Here is a 16,650-nt window from a genome sequence, read left to right on the forward strand (position 1 = left end):
AAAAATAAACTTGAGCTCCGCTTTTCTATCTTATATTATTTCTTTCCAAAAATCGCTTCTTGTAAACGGCGTCCTGTCGGTGTTGCTGCGAGTCCACCTTCGGCCGTTTCACGAAGTGCAACTGGCATTGTTTGGCCAATTCGAAACATCGCTTCAATCACTTCGTCACACGGAATCATGCTTGTCACACCAGCCAATGACAAGTCCGCTGCAATCATCGCATTGGAAGCACCTGCTGCATTCCGCTTTACACATGGCACTTCTACTAGTCCGGCAACAGGATCACATACTAATCCCAACATATTTTTCAAGGCGATTGCCATTGCTGTAGCAGCTTGTTCTGGTGTCCCGCCTGCCATTTCAACAGCTGCCGCTGCTGCCATACCACTTGCCGATCCAACTTCAGCTTGGCACCCTCCAGCTGCACCTGAAATACATGCATTATTCGCAACAACCATTCCAAATGCTCCTGCTGTAAATAAAAATTCAATCATTTCTTCACGTGTTGGTTGTAACTTTTCTTTCAATGCAAAAAGTACACCTGGAACTGTTCCAGCAGACCCAGCTGTTGGTGTTGCACAAATAATTCCCATCGCCGCATTGACTTCATTTGTTGCAACAGCTTTGCTCACTGCATCTAAAATCGTATGTCCCGATAGACCTTTTCCGCTCTTTATATACTCTTGTACCTTCACAGCATCACCTCCTGTTAAACCAGTTGGTGATTTCACACCGCGAATTCCTCGTTCTACTGCTTGCTCCATTACTACTAAATTCTTTTCCATTCCAGCGATTACTTCTTCACGAGAAATTCTTCTTGTTTCCATTTCACATTGAATCATGATTTCTGCAATTTTTACATTTTGTTCTTTAGCTTGCGCCACTAGTTCCGCTGCATTCCGAAACATGGTGTGTCCCCCCTGCAATTAGTCCATAATCGTTACTTGACAAATATTAGATTGTTCTTTTATCTCTTCAATCACTTCATTTTCCAATGCCTCATCTGTTTCAATAACCATAAGCGCTTTTCTTCCTTTTTCCTTACGTGAAACGCTCATTGTACTAATATTAATTTCATGCTTTGCAAGTATAGAAGCTACAGATGCAATGGCTCCAAAACGGTCGTTATTCACAATGAGAAGCGCAGGACTCGTTCCGGATAGTTGTAAATCAAATCCATTTAATTCAACAACTTCAATCTTCCCGCCACCAATTGAACAAGCCACCACTTCAATTTCTTCTTCACCTTTGTATAAACGAATTCGAGCGGTATTCGGATGCGGTGCATTCGCTTCTTCTTCAATAAAGTCAATTTCAATTCCGCGCTCCTTTGCAATCTCTAGCGAATTAGGAATTCTTACATCGTCGGTTTCAAAGCCAAGAATTCCTCCAATTAGCGCTACATCTGTTCCGTGACCACGGTATGTCTTAGCAAATGAACCGTATAAAGAAATAATAATTCTTTCTGGTTCTTGTCGAAAAAGCTGACGAGCAACTTGCCCCATTCTTGCTGCGCCTGCTGTATGTGAACTTGATGGCCCAATCATAACTGGACCGATAATATCGAATACTGAGCGATACTTCATCATAATTCCCCCTAAGCATCTATGAAAAATGATTTACTACTATTCTATTAAGCTGCTGCATCTGTTGCTTTCCCAGCCGTACCACGAATTTGTTCCGCTGTACGAATTGGATAGTTTTTAAATAAAAGTGAACCAATATAACCTGATATAAGACCAGATACCATAATACATAAGAAACATATCGTTACTTTCATAGGATCATTAAACCCATACATCACCATCAGACCAGCAATTGGTGTTGCCGTCCCTGTAGCGTTATTTACAAGTTCGAACATTGAAATAATAATCCCCGCTACTGCACCACCGATAAAGTTCGTTACATACACTGGAATTGGATTTGCAGAAATTAAATCTGCTTGTGTTAATGGTTCAATTGCTACCGCAATTGTCGTACGTTTATCCCCAAACTTCATTCGTTTAAAGAATACATAGTTCATAAAAGAAGAACTCGTGACCGCAAGTGCCCCTATTGCCATTGGCAATCCTGTTAATCCAAGAAGTGCAGTTAATGCCATTGAACTCAGTGGTGCTGTTGCAACAACTGTAATAATACCACCTAAAATAATTCCCATAATAATTGGATTCGCATTCGTTGACGACGTAATAACCCCGCCAATTTGCTTTAATGTTGCTGTTACAATCGGATCCATCCCTTGTGCAATAAGTCTTGTTAATGGTGCTGCAATAACAATACAGGCAATTAAATCTAATCCTTCTGGCACACGTTTTTCAATTTGTTTTACTAAAAATGATATAAGATAACCAGCGATAAACCCTGGTAACAATCCAAACTTTAACACAGAAGCCCCGACAAGCATAGCATAAACAGGTGATACACCCATCGCTAATGCAACAAGTGTTGCACCCGCAACCCCTCCTAGGTTACCAGATGATTTCCCAACTTCTTTCAAAAAGTCAATTCCTAGTAAATCTCCACCAACATATAATTGAAATGCTTCAACTAAGAAACTCGCAACAGCGGCGCTTGCTAAAGCTCCCATTGCTTTCATACCATTTGGTGCTTTAAAACTAAAGAGTGAGAAAAGACTTAATACAAATAGTAATAGTACAGTTCCTTTAATAATCTCCATGTTGCCCTCTCCTTTAGTCAATTTCGTTTCGTTACGAAAAATGGCTAAAATGCACGATGTAACTCACGATAAATTGTGATTTGCCCTCATTATAGCTCGTTTTTTTTGAAACGCTTACTTTTGTTGAATTTTTAAATTTCTGAATTGGTGTTAATCTCTTTCTATTGTATCAATTATATATCTAATTATTTATATAACAGTTTTTCAAATCGAATAACATTCTGCACTTCTTTACAGAATATCCTAACATTTTAACATCACTGTACCATATAATAAAACTATTTAATGATAACAGCTTTACCAATATATAGATTAAAAAAATTTTTCCAAAATGAAACAATGGCAATTTTTTATTGCCATTGTTTGAAAAATGTTATCTTTCTACTGGAAATGACTTCAAGTCCATCGCTATTTCTGTATGGGCAAATACAGCTTTTGCTTCTCGCAACAACTCCTTATACATATCGCCTTGATAACGTGAACTAATATGTGTCAATATTAAACGCTTCACGTTTGCTTCTAGGGCAATGCGTGCCGCCTGCTCAGTTGTGGAATGAAAATAATCATGAGCCTGGGTTTGATCCGCTGCTGCAAATGTCGCCTCATGTACAAGTACATCAGCATCTTGGGCAAGAATTCTACTCGCATCACAATAACGAGTATCTCCTAAAATGGTAATAATTCTTCCTTTTTGCGGAGGCCCAATAAAGTCCTTCCCATCTAACACTCTTCCGTCTTCTAATTCAACAATCTCTCCATCTTTTAAACGTTTAAAAATCGGACCTGGTTTCACATTAGCTTCTCGTAACTTCTCTACAAGAAGAGGGCCTTGTATATCTTTCTCAACAATTCGGTATCCAAAACATTCAATCCCATGTGACAGTCTCTTTGTTTCGACATAAAATTGTTTGTCTTCAAAGACAATACCCTCTTCAGTAATTTCTACAATTTCAAGCGGGTATTTCACATGTGTTGTACTCACGGATAAAGCCACTTCAATAAACTGTTCAATTCCTTTTGGGCCATATACCGTTAACGGCGTTGTTCCTCCTTGAAAAGAACGACTTCCTAATAAACCTGGTAATCCAAAAATATGATCGCCATGTAAATGCGTAATAAATATTTTTTCAATCCGACGTGGACGTACAGATGTATGTAAAATTTGATGTTGCGTTGCTTCACCACAATCAAATAGCCATGTCCCTCCCCTTTCTTCCAATAACTGCAAAGCGATAGCTGAAACATTTCTTCCTTTTGAAGGAACACCTGCACCAGTTCCTAAAAACACAAATTCCACTTTCTTTCCTCCAGCTCTTTATATAGTCTATCTTTCATCTTACGGAATGTTATGTAAAATGGCAAATGTAATCTCCTTAACAAGCTATCTAGACATCTATATAATACGAACAATACGAAATAAATTTTTGTAAATTGTTCGTGTTTTATGATAAAATAATTGTATAAAAAATAAAGGGAGCGTCTTATTATGAAAGAAGTATTTCGTTTACAAACTGATTTTTCGTCTTCATTTGATCGTTGGGTAAGCTCATTTGTTTCTAATTATCCGACCCAGCTGAAATGGTCAACTTTAAAGGAATTAATCCATGAATATACATCATCGCATACGAATCAAACGGTACCGGAATACATCTCTTCCTCTATCACATATTATGCACAACGTATTTCAACAGCAAACAATACAGAGATTATTATTTATACAAATCCTACAATCTCATAATCTCTAAAGTAAGAAAGCACCCAAATAGGTGCTTCCTTACTCATTTCATATACCCATTTCCTGTTATATATATTTCTCAGTCAAATCATCAAAGGACATCCTATTCTCTTCTGCCCCATTTATCAACTATTCATATCATTTCCCATCCACTCTATAAAAAATATGTCCGTTTCAATATGAATAATAAATCTCCTATTGGTCATTTTAAAAACATACTACCATGAAGGAGGAAGAGCCATGAAAAAGCTTAAAATATGTTCCATTATTTCACTAGCAACCATCTCACTCTTTGGCTGTGCTGGAAATCAAAAAGATAACGCTTTAGATAATCGAGATCACGATAACATTCGAAATGTTAGATACGAAGGAAATCAAACAGATCTTCAAAGGGGAAGAAATGTTCCAAATGATATAACAAATAATGACACACGACTGCACATAGCCAATAAGGCAGCAGACCGCATTGTGGAGCTAAAAGAAATCGACACAGCAAATGTAATTGTTACAAATAGAAACGCCTACGTTGCTGTTGTTTTACGAGATCATGTAAAAGGGGAACTCACAAGAGAATTAGAAAAAAGAGTTGCTGATCAAGTAAGAGCAATTGATCCAAATATTCGTTATGTCTTTGTTTCTTCAAACCCTGATTTCGTTAATCGCATGAGAGATTATGCTGCCAAAATTGATCAAGGGAAACCCGTAAGAGGACTAATTGAGGAATTTAATGAAACGGTTCGAAGAGTATTTCCAAACTCTCGCTAAAGAAAAAAGTGTCATGATGCTTATATGTAATCATGGCACTTTCTATAGAAATTTATTTTCTAATCTTTGTTGGAACGATTTCTCTTGTTTGCGTAACAATTGACTCCCTCGTTGTAACAGCGGCGTTCCATACTTATCATTAATTTGTTCGATAACGGCTAATAACGGCTCTTCTTTTGCATCTTGCTCAAATGAGAATAAATCTAATTGCTTGACCGATTCCGTTTTCCATTCTAGTTCAGTCGCTGTAACACCGAGTAAACGAATAGAATCACCATTCCAATGCTGTTTCCATAAACGAGAAGCTGCTTGAAATATATCGCGCTCTTCCCAAACTGCATTTTTTAATTGTTTACTTCGCGTAATTGTACGCCTATCATAATATTTAATTATAATTTGAATATTGTAGCTAACGAGCGTACGTTTTTGTAATCTACTGCTTACCGATTTTGATAATTTCTTCAGCATATCAAGCAATTCCTTCTCTTCATCCATATCCTTGGAAAAAGTCATTGAATTTCCAACGCTTTTATGTTGCCCCATTTGATTTGGATCAACCTTTCGATCATCGATACCTTTTGCCCGTTTTTGTAAGTCAACACCATGCTTTCCAAGCTTCGCACGAATAATATGTTCGTCTCCCTTTGCTAACTGTTCAATCGTATATATATGAATTTCATTTAATTTCTCTGCTGTTTTCTTCCCAATTCCATGCATACTTTCAACGGAACGTGGCCAAAGCATGTACGGAATATCTCGCTTGCGCAGCACTGTAATACCGAGCGGCTTTTGCATATCAGAAGCTGTTTTCGCAAGAAAGAGATTTGGTGCTATCCCGATGCTACATGGAAGTTGCAATTCTGTTACTAATGTCTGTTGAATCATTTTTGCAATTTCAATTGGCGTACCAAGCGCATAGCAATCTGTAATGTCTAAATATCCTTCATCTATCGATACCGGTTGGATTTTCTCTGTGAAACGAGAGAGAATTTGAAACATCTGAAAAGAAGCTTCTCGATATAACGTAAAATTCGGCTGCTTCACAATTAAATGGGGACATAACTTCTTTGCTTCCCAAAGTTGCATCGTTGTACGTATCCCGTATTCTCTCGCTTCATAGCTGCATGTCACAATAATTCCTTTTCGCTCTTTTTCATTTCCTGCAATTGCTAGCGGTTTTCCTTTTAACGATGGATCATGTGCAATTTCAACCGATGCGAAAAAACAATTCATGTCAACATGTAAAATAACATGTCCATTTTTCGGATACATTTCTCGCATATTATCCACCTCACAAAGAACATTTGTTCTTTTATTATATCAGATTTATTTACAATAGTGGTATGGTCTCGTAAAAATTTGTTCTTTTTTCTATCTCTTATCCATAACTATACTAAAAAAGAAATAACAATAAAAAACGTGCAAACCCATGACGGATTTACACGTTGTTTGATTGTTATTTTGCTACTTCTTCAATAATAGCAACAACTAATTCAGCTGTTTTTGTAAGTTCTTCAACAGGAATTTTTTCGTTTGTTGTATGAATTTCCTCATACCCTACTGCTAAGTTCACGGTTGGGATACCATGTCCAGCAATTACATTTGCATCACTTCCGCCACCACTTTGATGAAGAGATGGTGTACGGCCAATTTTTTCAGCTGCACGTTTTGCTACTTCTACGACATGATCGCCATCAGCAAATTTAAACCCTGGATACATGACTTTTACTTCTACTTCTGCTTGACCACCCATTTCTTGTGCAGTAGTTTCAAATGCTTCTTTCATTTTCGCAACTTGTGCTTGCATTTTTTCTTCTACTAGAGAACGTGCTTCCGCAAAAATTTGCACATGGTCACAAACGATATTTGTTTGTGTTCCCCCTTCGAACCGACCGATATTTGCAGTTGTTTCAGAATCAATGCGTCCAAGTGGCATTTTGGCAATTGCTTTTGCTGCAATTGTAATAGCAGATACGCCTTTTTCTGGCGCTACACCAGCATGTGCTGTTTTCCCACGAATAATTGCATTTACTTTTGCTTGCGTTGGCGCTGCGACTACAATTTCACCAACTTTTCCATCGCTATCTAACGCATAACCATATTTCGCTGTAATGCGTTCGCGTTCTAATGCTTTTGCACCGACAAGACCTGATTCTTCACCAACTGTAATAATAAACTCAATTTTCCCATGCGGAATATTCTTTTCTTTTAAAACGCGGATTGCTTCAAACATCGCTGCTAATCCCGCTTTATCATCTGACCCTAAAATTGTAGTACCATCAGATACAATATACCCATCTTTAATAGAAGGTTTAATTCCTTTTCCCGGAACTACTGTATCCATATGAGAAGTAAAATAAATTGTATCTACGTCTTCTTTTGTTGCTGGTAACGTACAAATTAGATTACCTGCCCCATGTCCCGTTGCATCCATTGTATCGTCTTCAAATACTTCAACACCTAAAGCGGTAAATTTCTCTGTTAACACTTTGCAAATTTCCGCCTCAAATTTCGTTTCAGAATCTACTTGTACTAATTCCATAAATTCATTGACTAAACGTTCTTGATTAATCATAAAACTGCGCCTCCTGCACTACCATTATGTATGTACACTATTCATTATAACAGAATTTCGCGAAATTTTCGAAATACATGACAAAAAACAGATGGTTCGTACATCTATATAACCATCTGTTTACTTTGACTCATTTAAAAGAACCCATCGCATATGATCTTCCCACACTCCATTGACCATTAACATTTTTCGAGATACACCTTCATATTGAAATCCAAGTTTTGTGACAACTTGAATCGATGCTAAATTTCGAGGCATAATTGGCGCTTCGATTCGATGTAAACGAGCTTCTTGAAAAGCTACCTCAATTGCCTTTCTAAGTGCTTCTGTTGTATATCCTTTATTCAATTCATCCTTATCTAACTTATAGCCAAGAACACATGATTGATAAACACCTCTCACAATTAAATTGAACGAAATACAGCCAATAATATTTGTATCATCCTCTTTTTTAAATATCCATAGCCGGATCATTTTCCCCTCTGCTACTTCTTTTCTATCTTTTTTAAGTCGCTTTATTTGATACTCTAATGTAAAAAAATCATCTGGTCTATATTCTTCCCATGCTTTTAAAAAGTCGCGATTTTTGTCGTAATATTGAAGAACTTGCTTTGCATACGACTCGTCAATTTCCCTTAATTGTAAACGCTCTGTTTCATATATTTTCATCATCGTATCTCCATTCTTCAGCTTACAAAACTGTTAAAAGTCACCATAAAAAGTATTCCCTTACTTTGTTATATTCTCTATGTATCGCAAATTTTCCTGTTATCTTCCTAGACACTTCCCAAACTTTGTCTTTCCCCTTGTCCCCTCTTTCGTTTCTCGTTACAATAAACTTGTAATGACTGCAAGGAGGCCCATTATGAATAAAAAAGCACAAAAAATTATGGTATATATCATGCTTATTTCCATGCTTGTAACAACACTGCTTGCTGGTGCAAGTATGTTTTGGTAAAAAGTGTACATTTACTTTTTTATATTTTATTCTGCTATTGGTGAGCAACAGGACTCTCGCTAATTAAAGTTACACTTTATCTCTATTAATAAAGTGTAACTTTAATCAGTGGGGGTTTTCTTCATCCCCCACTGATTATGAGCCCTCACCAATCGCGCTGCCCTAAAATAGCGGGATAAAAACAAGGCTGTATATTCTCATAGAAAATAACAGCCTTGTTTCATGAAACAAAATAGATATCTACTTGATTACTAACAAAATTGCTACAATACTAAATGAAAACATCATCATAAGAGCCATCACAAAACTTGTATACTGTTTTTGCTGAAATGCTCCAACTACAAATGTTAAATTTAACAATGCCATAAATAGAATAGATACGAAAAAATTGCATATATTAAAAATCGTTAATATAAAAGTAATAATAAATAGAAAACCAATTAAAAATTGCGCGTACGAAATCTTTGACTTCACATACATATAAGCAATTCCTTTCTTCCTACCTTTATATATTTTCATTAACGCATGAACATGCACACATGCTAATCATATAAGGTAAATGTAAAGAACATTTACCTTATATGATTGACTCTCTCTAGCGAATCGCTCCTTTTTCTTTCGCCAGCTGCGAGAAGGATTTTTTCGATTTGACAATCCATACTTTTGTTCCGATTGGAACACGATCAAATAAATACTCCACATCATGTTTCTTCATCCGAATACATCCTTGTGAAATATATTTCCCAATCGAACTCGGTTGATTTGTACCATGAATACCATATTTGCTTCCATCGGTTCCTCTTGCATTAAATCCCATCCACCTTGATCCAAGTGGATTTTTTGGTGATCCTCCTGGAATATTTTTCGCAATATAGTAAGGATTTTTTGCTTTCATCACAATATCAAATGTTCCCTCTGGTGTGAGTTCATTTGTTTTTCCAGTTGCAATAGGAAACATATTTTGAATTTTCCCATCGTTAATATACGCAAGTTTATTGTTCTCTTTATTTACAATAATGAAAGGATCACCAACTCGCGGATTATCACCAAGGGGCCAAATGGGGGAAAGGGAAAAAAGTAATAATAACGAGATAAGAAATGGCATATGCAATTCCTGCCTCCTTATATAAGTTCTTTTATATTATCCTTTCCTTTAAATCGGCTTTTAATGAGTAAATATTGTTCCATTTCATATACGAGTTGAAAAAGTTTCGCACGTATTTCAAATTCCTCACGTGTCTCTGGAAGAGGCATGTCTCGAAACAATTCGCGCATCTCTTGAAGCTGTCTAAGTGATATTAACCCTGTACTTTCAGGACGAATCGAATTCCCAACATTTTCAATCACTTCTGCAATCATTTCCGCTTGTTCGTAAGACCAAGATAATGAAGCGGCAAGCGGCATAATTCTCTCTAAAATTTCAAATTGCTGAAAGCGCATATCGAAATATCGATAATAATAATCATCTTCTCGCATAAATTGATTTTCTAACTTTTTGAACGATACATCCTTCGCTCGTTTCAAGATTTCCTCTGTTTCAATTAATTCTTTTCCCGACCACGTACTCTCTCGATTGCGTAAGTATGCTGCTATCTCAAATAAAATCGTTTTAAAATTCGATTCTACTTGCTCTTGATATTCCTTTAATTTCTTTTCTGCACTCGGCATATACATATTCACTAATAAAGCGACACTAATTCCAATCGTTAACACAGCAACTTCATTTCCAATCGCTGACCAAGTAATATGTTTTAATGAATAGAGGTGCATAACAATAACGGAACTTGTCACAATTCCTTCTTGAATCTTACACATAACTGCTGTTGGAATAAAAGTAAGCAACAATAAACTAATAGCAAGTGGTGTATAACCAATTGTCTCAAAAATACAAAATGAAAATGCCATCGATAATACACATGCTAAAAAACGATGTAACGATACTTGTAATGATTTTCGCTTTGTATTTTGTACACATAAAATCACTAAAATCCCTGCTGAACTATAAAACTCTAATCCAAAAAGCTGAGCAACAAAGACAGCGATTCCTGTTCCAACTGCTGTTTTTACTGTACGATATCCGATTTTAAACATATTATTGCTCCTATATGTATAAACGTATTTACGATAAGTATAAAAAAAGGACGACAAACTGTCATCCTTTTCTTTTATTATTCACTTAACCTTGACACATTACAATATTTTTTGTAAAAAAACTTTCGCACGATCGCTCTTTGGCTCTGTAAAAAATTGCTGCGGAGTTGTATCTTCAACAAGTTTCCCACCATCTAAGAAAAGGACACGATCCGCTACTTCTTTCGCAAACCCCATTTCATGTGTCACAATTACCATTGTCATCCCTGTAGTCACTAATGATTTCATTACTTCCAATACTTCTTTTACCATCTCAGGATCCAGTGCAGAAGTTGGTTCATCAAATAACATCACTTCCGGTTCCATAGCTAATGCTCTAGCGATGGCCACGCGTTGCTTTTGACCTCCAGATAGGCGATTTGGATATGCCCCCTTCTTATTTAGCAATCCTACTTTTTCCAATAATTCCATTGCTTTTTGTTCCGCAGTTCCTTTAGCTATCCCTTTTACATTCACGGGAGCATATATAATATTTTCTAGCACGGTCATATGTGGGAATAAATGAAAATGTTGAAATACCATTCCGACTTTTTCACGTACATTCATCATATTCGTTTTCAGATTTGTTACTTCTTTATCTCCGATCCAAATACTTCCGCTTGTCGGTGTTTCCAATACATTCATACAACGTAAAAAAGTTGATTTCCCCGATCCAGATGGTCCAACAATTGCAACAACTTCTCCCTTTTCAATTGTTGTCGTAATTCCTTTTAATACTTTATGTTCTCCAAATGATTTATGAAGATTTTCAATCTTAATCACTTTTCTTCATTCTCCCTTCAATTGCTTTCCCAACTACTGTAAGTACAATCACTAAAATATAATAAACAAGCCCAACAAAAAGTAATGGTTCAAGATACTTAAATGTTTCACCACCCACAATGTAAGCGCGACGCATTAAATCTGTTGCACCAATTACTGTTACTACAGCCGATTCCTTCGTCAGTGTTGCAAATTCATTCACAAGCGCAGGTAATATATTTTTTAATGCTTGTGGTAATATAATATGTCTCATCATTTTCCCATACGGTACACCTAGCGCTATCGCTGCTTCGGTCTGCCCTTTATCAATCGCTTGAATCCCGGCGCGAATGACCTCAGACATATATGCACCTGAATTTAAGCTAAATGCAATGACTGCGGCTAAAAAAGCTGGAATATCATATCCAATCATTTGTGGTACACCAAAATATATAATCATTAATTGCAAAACAAGTGGTGTTCCACGAAATATGGATGTATATAGATCCGCTGCAACATTTAAAACTCGAATTCTAGCAATCTTACAAAGAGCTAATAGTGTCCCTAATATAAAACCAATTAAAGCTGAAACAGCTACAATTTTTAATGTAACTTCTAGTCCTTTTAATATATATGGTATCGATGGCGTTATTGCCGAAAAATCTAGATTCATGTTTTGTTCATTCCTCTCTCAGAAGATAGAAAGGCAGCTTATTTTTCGCTGCCAAACCATTTTTTCACTAATTTATTCATTTCACCATTTTCTTTCATCTTCTGAATCACTTTATTAAACTCTGCTGTTTTATCGCTATTTTTTGGAAGAGCAATCGCTGCCCCTACTTCTTCTGGTGCTTCCTGAATTTCAATCCCTTGTAAACCTTTTACCTTTTCTAAATAATGTTTAGCAATCGTATCTTCTAAAATAGCAGCATCAAAACGTCCTGCTTTAATTTCTTGTACAATTTCTGGTACACGGTCGCGTCCTTCCGCTTTAAGATCCACTTGTTTTTTGAACTCATTTGCTTTTTCTTCTTGAATAGAACCAGTTTGTACTCCTACCTTTTTCCCTTTCAAATCTTGCAATGACTTAATATTAGAATCTTTCTTGGAAACAATCATATTTTTAGCAACGAAATAAATATCTGTGAAATCTGCATTTTCTTTACGTTCTGCTGTTGGTGTCATACCGGCCATAACAAAATCTACTTTTCCTGAACTGAGCGATGCTAACAATCCTCCAAAATCCATATCTTTCACTTTCACTTCATATCCAAGTTCTTTTCCAATATATTTTGCAATATCGACATCAAATCCAATAATCTCATCACTTTTTGATGCTTCCACATATTCATACGGTTTATAATCTGCTGAAGTCCCCATAATAAGCACCTTTTTATTTTTGTCAGCACCTACTTCTTTTTCCTCTCCTTTACTACATGCACTAAACATACTTAAAATTAAAATAAGTGCAATTGAAATCGATAATACCTTCTTCATATTTCTTCCCCCTAATATTGTATGTTTAACAGTTTATAAGAATTTTTATTCGTTGTTTGTATTGTAGCAGTCATTTTATTTTTATGCAATAATTAAAATAAAAATAAATATAATGACGGTTAAAACAAGGAAATAAATTGTTTTTATGCATAAAAGTTGTATAAAAATGATTTTACATCTATTCAATTCTCATGTACATAATAAAATAACAAAAAGGCCCGTATACATTATCGTATACGGACCTTTTGTTATTTTATAGCTCTTCGCAGTTCTCTTCAAAATAGGACTGTAATTTTTCAATGACTTGCATCGGTTCATGTCCCTCGATTTCGTGGCGCTCTACCATTGTTACAATCTTTCCGTCTTTTAATAAGGCAAAAGATGGAGAGGAAGGTGGATATCCTTCAAAATATTCACGTGCACGTGCTGTTGCTTCTTTATCTTGTCCTGCAAATACTGTTACGAGATGATCTGGACGTTTATCATAATGAACAGAATGTGCAGCAGCAGGGCGAGCAATTCCGCCTGCACAGCCACATACAGAGTTTACCATTACAAGTGTTGTACCTTTTCTTTTCAATGCTTCATCAACTGCTTCTGGCGTTGTTAATTCTGTATATCCAGCGGAGACGATTTCTTCGCGAGCTTGACGAACGACATCATTCATAAAAAAATTAAAGTTAATCAAAATGTTCCCTCCTCTAAGTGTACCTATTTGTATCTTACCAGTAACTATTTCCGAAATACAAGTAAACTTCCTAGTTTTGTTGTTAAATCTAAAAAAATCCTAGAGCAAGAGGCTCTAAGATTTTTTCTTAATGACCACGACGCTTTTGCTTTGCCTTTTGTACTTTCATAAGACGTTTTCTTCGCTTTTCTGCTTCGCGTTGTTCCTTTGCGAGCACCTGTTTCTCTTTCTTACGCAATTCATATGACAATTGGATTGCTTCCTGTGCTTTTGTAAGACGCGAGACATTGACTCCTTTTGCTGCTTGCCTGATAAGACGCTTTATATTTTTGGGCCTTTGCTTCGTTCTCACTTCAACCCCATAGCGAGCAAAATTTTGAAAATAAGTGACCATCTTTCCATTAACAAATGAGAGAATTTCCTCATCTGATGGCTCTGTTCCAAAAATATAACGCGCTCCATACAATTTTCCTTTTTCGTTTTTCGTAATAATTCCAACAAAGTATTGACCATCGTGATATACTGTCAATTCCATCGACAGCCCCTCCTAAAAAAAGATTCAGAAATACTGGACATCCCGGAGGGGAAGGTTACTGACATACTCGTATGCGTCCGGACTACCAACCGAACTGTGTTTTTGTATTTCTACAGCTATTATATCGCATTTTTATTTTCTTTTTCTATTTTTTCATACGTTTCAATTATTTTTTTGTGCGATCCTACCATATAATCAGGAAGTTCTCTTATTGGAAAGAATGCAAGCTGAACAGCCTCTGCTGTGTTCATATTGAGGTTTCCTTCATATTCATCTGTATAATAAGCTGTTGTTACCGATTGAAATTCATCCCCGTTCGCTAGTTTTGTAAAATAGTTGGCTCCAGAAAATACATGAATTAAACGCAAATTCTTAACATGAATCCCTGTCTCTTCATAAACTTCGCGGTAAGCTGTTTCTTCTGGTGATTCGCCAAGTTCCATTAGGCCACCGGGCAATCCCCATTTTCCATACGGCTCTGTTCTTTGTTGTAATAAAACTTCTCCCTTTTTATTGATTACAAGTACAACAGCGCCAACTAAAATTAAAGGGCGATGACCAACTATTTTTCGTAACTCCTCTACATATCCCATCGAAACACCTCCCTTTTGTTATTTCTTTGTCCACACTATTGTATCATATGTAGAAAATGATAAAATGCGTGTATCTTTCATCAATTGTTGTTAGCAGAACAGTTCAAATGGAGTCTTGTCTCCCCCTATTCAACTACCACGTATGTTAAATATGAACGTCATAATCATTGAACTGCAGTTCTTCATAGCAAATAACAATCATGCGAATACAACACCTCAATTGTGCAATTATTCTTAAAAATCTATATGCTAGAATTGCTCGTTCTATAGAACTCAGCCATGCGCGCTTGCTAATTGAGAGGATATATAAAAGAAGTTGATTTGTTCTGAAACAAACCAACTTCTTTTAAAGATGTTACTTAACGGAAAACATATACTTTTTATATGTTTTCCGTACCGATAATATGAGTCCCATCATAATCATATTCGAGAATAAAGAGCTCCCTCCATATGATAAAAATGGAAGTGCAATCCCTTTTACAGGCATTAACCCAACAATCATACCAACATTTTGGAAGATTTGAATCGTTAATATGCCTATTGTTCCAGCACATAATAATGTACCGAATAGATTATCAGCAGAATAACCAATAATAATTGTTCGATAAAGTAGTAAAAGAAACAAGAATATAACTAGAGCGGCAATGATAAATCCACCTTCTTCAGCAATCGTAGCAAAGATAAAATCAGTATGTTTCTCTGGAATATAAACATTTCCACCGCCAAATCCTTTTCCTTCCATTCCTCCACTGCCAACAGCTAAAATGGATTGCTGTGTTTGATACCCTTGATCTGTATGTTCAAATGGATCTAACCAACCTAAAATACGTGATTGTTGGTGAGGTTTTAACATTGTAACTAATTTATTAAAGAAAAAATCTGGATACTTTACGTATATAAATATTAATGTAGACAATATAGTCACCGGAATAACTGTACATAACGCAATTAACTTCTTTTGAATCCCTGACATAAACAAAATACACGCGATCGCAGCTGCATATAAGAACACCATACCTGTATCTGGTTGGCTATATACAACTACCGTAGGAGGAAGTGACACTAACATAATTTTTCCTAATAATATTAAATCTGTTTGAAATGTCCGGATCACATATTGTGCATTATGTTTCACCGCTAAACTTGCAACGATGAGAAGCAATGAAATTTTGAAAAACTCAGATGGTTGAATTTGTCCGATACCAGGGAAAATAAACCATCTTTTTGCCCCTAACTTTTCAGGTGTAAAGCTCGATGTTGGCAATACCTTCAAAATTATTAATGAACCAAATCCAACAATATAGAGTGGCCAGGACAATTTTTGCAGTTGATCTAAGTCAACGCTAGCAACAAGGAGTAACAAGACAACCCCTATGATATAGTTTACACCTTGTTTCAAAGCGAAGTTTGAATCCCCATATTGTCCAGTTTGTTGACTGCTATATATAGCCGCTATACTTGTAACACATAGTGCAAACAAAATTAAAATTAACTTTACATCTAAACTTTTTAGAAATTCGGTACTTCTTTTCATGACATCCTCCTGAAACATTGTTACAGCAAAATAAAAAACCAGGAGTCAACATTATGCATGTTTTGACGACTGATTACAGATTATCTATGAAACACTTATATAGAATACCTCTCTTTTTCATACAATACAATATATTATACTATAGTTTCATCAGTAAGATTTGGCAAAAGATTATTCTTTTTTTATTTTATATCTATATAC

20 protein-coding genes are annotated in these 16,650 nt (G+C 36.0%); 3 read left to right on the top strand and 17 right to left on the bottom strand.

Going from position 1 to position 16,650, the window contains the following annotated elements; genetic code table 11:
• Window positions 1-35: 35 nt before the first annotated feature.
• The 4 genes from sdaAA to rnz all read right to left on the bottom strand — a co-directional run bounded on the left by sdaAA (window position 36) and on the right by rnz (window position 3,974).
• Window positions 36-908 (bottom strand): L-serine ammonia-lyase, iron-sulfur-dependent, subunit alpha, encoded by an 873-nt coding sequence (gene sdaAA, locus MR059_RS08740; protein ID WP_012095294.1) that lies wholly within the window; start codon window positions 906-908, stop codon window positions 36-38.
• An 18-nt stretch (window positions 909-926) separates the two neighbouring features.
• Complete coding sequence (sdaAB, locus tag MR059_RS08745) at window positions 927-1,586, bottom strand: L-serine ammonia-lyase, iron-sulfur-dependent subunit beta (protein WP_041809998.1); 660 nt, start codon at window positions 1,584-1,586, stop codon at window positions 927-929.
• A gap of 47 nt (window positions 1,587-1,633) precedes the next feature.
• Window positions 1,634-2,677 carry a PTS sugar transporter subunit IIC gene (locus MR059_RS08750; protein WP_012095296.1) on the bottom strand — a complete coding sequence of 348 codons (1,044 nt, stop codon included), beginning with the start codon at window positions 2,675-2,677 and terminating at the stop codon, window positions 1,634-1,636.
• A 373-nt stretch (window positions 2,678-3,050) separates the two neighbouring features.
• Entirely contained in the window at window positions 3,051-3,974 is a 924-nt protein-coding gene (gene rnz, locus MR059_RS08755; RefSeq protein ID WP_012095297.1) for a ribonuclease Z, read from the bottom strand.
• A gap of 189 nt (window positions 3,975-4,163) precedes the next feature.
• On the opposite strand from rnz, the gene MR059_RS08760 reads away from it, so the two are divergent.
• A complete protein-coding gene (locus tag MR059_RS08760; protein ID WP_012095298.1) occupies window positions 4,164-4,415 on the top strand; it encodes a DUF3932 family protein in 252 nt (83 codons plus the stop codon).
• A gap of 237 nt (window positions 4,416-4,652) precedes the next feature.
• Window positions 4,653-5,177 carry a YhcN/YlaJ family sporulation lipoprotein gene (locus MR059_RS08765; RefSeq protein ID WP_048721704.1) on the top strand — a complete coding sequence of 175 codons (525 nt, stop codon included), beginning with the start codon at window positions 4,653-4,655 and terminating at the stop codon, window positions 5,175-5,177.
• A 42-nt stretch (window positions 5,178-5,219) separates the two neighbouring features.
• On the opposite strand, the gene MR059_RS08770 is transcribed toward MR059_RS08765, so the two are convergent.
• The 3 genes from MR059_RS08770 to MR059_RS08780 all read right to left on the bottom strand — a co-directional run bounded on the left by MR059_RS08770 (window position 5,220) and on the right by MR059_RS08780 (window position 8,421).
• The gene (locus tag MR059_RS08770) at window positions 5,220-6,458 is read right to left on the bottom strand and encodes a DNA polymerase IV (RefSeq protein ID WP_048721702.1); all 1,239 of its coding nucleotides are present in this window, start codon (window positions 6,456-6,458) and stop codon (window positions 5,220-5,222) included.
• A gap of 175 nt (window positions 6,459-6,633) precedes the next feature.
• On the bottom strand, window positions 6,634-7,752 hold the full coding sequence (locus MR059_RS08775) for a tripeptidase T (protein ID WP_012095301.1): 1,119 nt from the start codon (window positions 7,750-7,752) through the stop codon (window positions 6,634-6,636).
• 120 nt (window positions 7,753-7,872) lie between these two features.
• Window positions 7,873-8,421, bottom strand: a complete 549-nt coding sequence (locus tag MR059_RS08780; protein ID WP_041810000.1) for a GNAT family N-acetyltransferase — start codon at window positions 8,419-8,421, stop codon at window positions 7,873-7,875.
• 196 nt (window positions 8,422-8,617) lie between these two features.
• Between MR059_RS08780 and prli42 the strand changes: the two genes are divergently transcribed.
• Window positions 8,618-8,710 carry a stressosome-associated protein Prli42 gene (gene prli42 / locus MR059_RS08785; RefSeq protein ID WP_087095325.1) on the top strand — a complete coding sequence of 31 codons (93 nt, stop codon included), beginning with the start codon at window positions 8,618-8,620 and terminating at the stop codon, window positions 8,708-8,710.
• Between the two features lie 240 nt (window positions 8,711-8,950).
• Here the strand turns inward: prli42 and MR059_RS08790 are convergent, their stop codons facing one another.
• The 10 genes from MR059_RS08790 to MR059_RS08835 all read right to left on the bottom strand — a co-directional run bounded on the left by MR059_RS08790 (window position 8,951) and on the right by MR059_RS08835 (window position 16,449).
• Window positions 8,951-9,190, bottom strand: a complete 240-nt coding sequence (locus tag MR059_RS08790) for a DUF3894 domain-containing protein (RefSeq protein ID WP_012095304.1) — start codon at window positions 9,188-9,190, stop codon at window positions 8,951-8,953.
• 115 nt (window positions 9,191-9,305) lie between these two features.
• A complete protein-coding gene (locus MR059_RS08795; protein WP_012095305.1) occupies window positions 9,306-9,815 on the bottom strand; it encodes a L,D-transpeptidase in 510 nt (169 codons plus the stop codon).
• Window positions 9,816-9,832: 17 nt separating this feature from the next.
• Window positions 9,833-10,801: an aromatic acid exporter family protein gene (locus MR059_RS08800; protein ID WP_012095306.1), complete on the bottom strand. Its 969-nt coding sequence runs from the start codon at window positions 10,799-10,801 to the stop codon at window positions 9,833-9,835.
• 99 nt (window positions 10,802-10,900) lie between these two features.
• Window positions 10,901-11,623 carry an amino acid ABC transporter ATP-binding protein gene (locus MR059_RS08805; protein WP_012095307.1) on the bottom strand — a complete coding sequence of 241 codons (723 nt, stop codon included), beginning with the start codon at window positions 11,621-11,623 and terminating at the stop codon, window positions 10,901-10,903.
• On the bottom strand, window positions 11,616-12,275 hold the full coding sequence (locus tag MR059_RS08810; RefSeq protein WP_012095308.1) for an amino acid ABC transporter permease: 660 nt from the start codon (window positions 12,273-12,275) through the stop codon (window positions 11,616-11,618). Before MR059_RS08810 ends, MR059_RS08805 begins: the two co-directional genes overlap by 8 nt.
• A gap of 38 nt (window positions 12,276-12,313) precedes the next feature.
• On the bottom strand, window positions 12,314-13,099 hold the full coding sequence (locus MR059_RS08815) for a transporter substrate-binding domain-containing protein (protein ID WP_012095309.1): 786 nt from the start codon (window positions 13,097-13,099) through the stop codon (window positions 12,314-12,316).
• Between the two features lie 253 nt (window positions 13,100-13,352).
• Window positions 13,353-13,766, bottom strand: coding sequence for a BrxA/BrxB family bacilliredoxin (locus MR059_RS08820; protein WP_048722048.1), 414 nt, complete (start codon window positions 13,764-13,766; stop codon window positions 13,353-13,355).
• A gap of 148 nt (window positions 13,767-13,914) precedes the next feature.
• Complete coding sequence (locus tag MR059_RS08825) at window positions 13,915-14,322, bottom strand: YjdF family protein (protein ID WP_012095311.1); 408 nt, start codon at window positions 14,320-14,322, stop codon at window positions 13,915-13,917.
• 119 nt (window positions 14,323-14,441) lie between these two features.
• A complete protein-coding gene (locus tag MR059_RS08830; protein WP_012095312.1) occupies window positions 14,442-14,915 on the bottom strand; it encodes an NUDIX hydrolase in 474 nt (157 codons plus the stop codon).
• 355 nt (window positions 14,916-15,270) lie between these two features.
• Entirely contained in the window at window positions 15,271-16,449 is a 1,179-nt protein-coding gene (locus tag MR059_RS08835) for an FtsW/RodA/SpoVE family cell cycle protein (protein ID WP_048721694.1), read from the bottom strand.
• Window positions 16,450-16,650 lie beyond the last annotated feature (201 nt).

This window comes from Bacillus cereus group sp. BfR-BA-01522 (assembly GCF_022662635.1).
Lineage (GTDB): Bacteria > Bacillota > Bacilli > Bacillales > Bacillaceae_G > Bacillus_A > Bacillus_A cytotoxicus.

What these genes read in the sequence shown, in the direction of transcription:
- sdaAA (WP_012095294.1), bottom strand. Translation starts at nt 908, where the DNA reads ATGTTTCGGAATGCAGCGGAACTAGTGGCGCAAGCTAAAGAACAAAAT.
- sdaAB (WP_041809998.1), bottom strand. Translation starts at nt 1,586, where the DNA reads ATGAAGTATCGCTCAGTATTCGATATTATCGGTCCAGTTATGATTGGG.
- MR059_RS08825 (WP_012095311.1), bottom strand. Translation starts at nt 14,322, where the DNA reads ATGGAATTGACAGTATATCACGATGGTCAATACTTTGTTGGAATTATT.
- MR059_RS08835 (WP_048721694.1), bottom strand. Translation starts at nt 16,449, where the DNA reads ATGAAAAGAAGTACCGAATTTCTAAAAAGTTTAGATGTAAAGTTAATT.
- MR059_RS08750 (WP_012095296.1), bottom strand. Translation starts at nt 2,677, where the DNA reads ATGGAGATTATTAAAGGAACTGTACTATTACTATTTGTATTAAGTCTT.
- MR059_RS08765 (WP_048721704.1), top strand. Translation starts at nt 4,653, where the DNA reads ATGAAAAAGCTTAAAATATGTTCCATTATTTCACTAGCAACCATCTCA.
- MR059_RS08780 (WP_041810000.1), bottom strand. Translation starts at nt 8,421, where the DNA reads ATGAAAATATATGAAACAGAGCGTTTACAATTAAGGGAAATTGACGAG.
- prli42 (WP_087095325.1), top strand. Translation starts at nt 8,618, where the DNA reads ATGAATAAAAAAGCACAAAAAATTATGGTATATATCATGCTTATTTCC.
- MR059_RS08775 (WP_012095301.1), bottom strand. Translation starts at nt 7,752, where the DNA reads ATGATTAATCAAGAACGTTTAGTCAATGAATTTATGGAATTAGTACAA.
- MR059_RS08815 (WP_012095309.1), bottom strand. Translation starts at nt 13,099, where the DNA reads ATGAAGAAGGTATTATCGATTTCAATTGCACTTATTTTAATTTTAAGT.
- MR059_RS08830 (WP_012095312.1), bottom strand. Translation starts at nt 14,915, where the DNA reads ATGGGATATGTAGAGGAGTTACGAAAAATAGTTGGTCATCGCCCTTTA.
- MR059_RS08800 (WP_012095306.1), bottom strand. Translation starts at nt 10,801, where the DNA reads ATGTTTAAAATCGGATATCGTACAGTAAAAACAGCAGTTGGAACAGGA.
- MR059_RS08790 (WP_012095304.1), bottom strand. Translation starts at nt 9,190, where the DNA reads ATGTATGTGAAGTCAAAGATTTCGTACGCGCAATTTTTAATTGGTTTT.
- MR059_RS08760 (WP_012095298.1), top strand. Translation starts at nt 4,164, where the DNA reads ATGAAAGAAGTATTTCGTTTACAAACTGATTTTTCGTCTTCATTTGAT.
- MR059_RS08810 (WP_012095308.1), bottom strand. Translation starts at nt 12,275, where the DNA reads ATGAATCTAGATTTTTCGGCAATAACGCCATCGATACCATATATATTA.
- MR059_RS08820 (WP_048722048.1), bottom strand. Translation starts at nt 13,766, where the DNA reads ATGAATGATGTCGTTCGTCAAGCTCGCGAAGAAATCGTCTCCGCTGGA.
- MR059_RS08795 (WP_012095305.1), bottom strand. Translation starts at nt 9,815, where the DNA reads ATGCCATTTCTTATCTCGTTATTATTACTTTTTTCCCTTTCCCCCATT.
- MR059_RS08770 (WP_048721702.1), bottom strand. Translation starts at nt 6,458, where the DNA reads ATGCGAGAAATGTATCCGAAAAATGGACATGTTATTTTACATGTTGAC.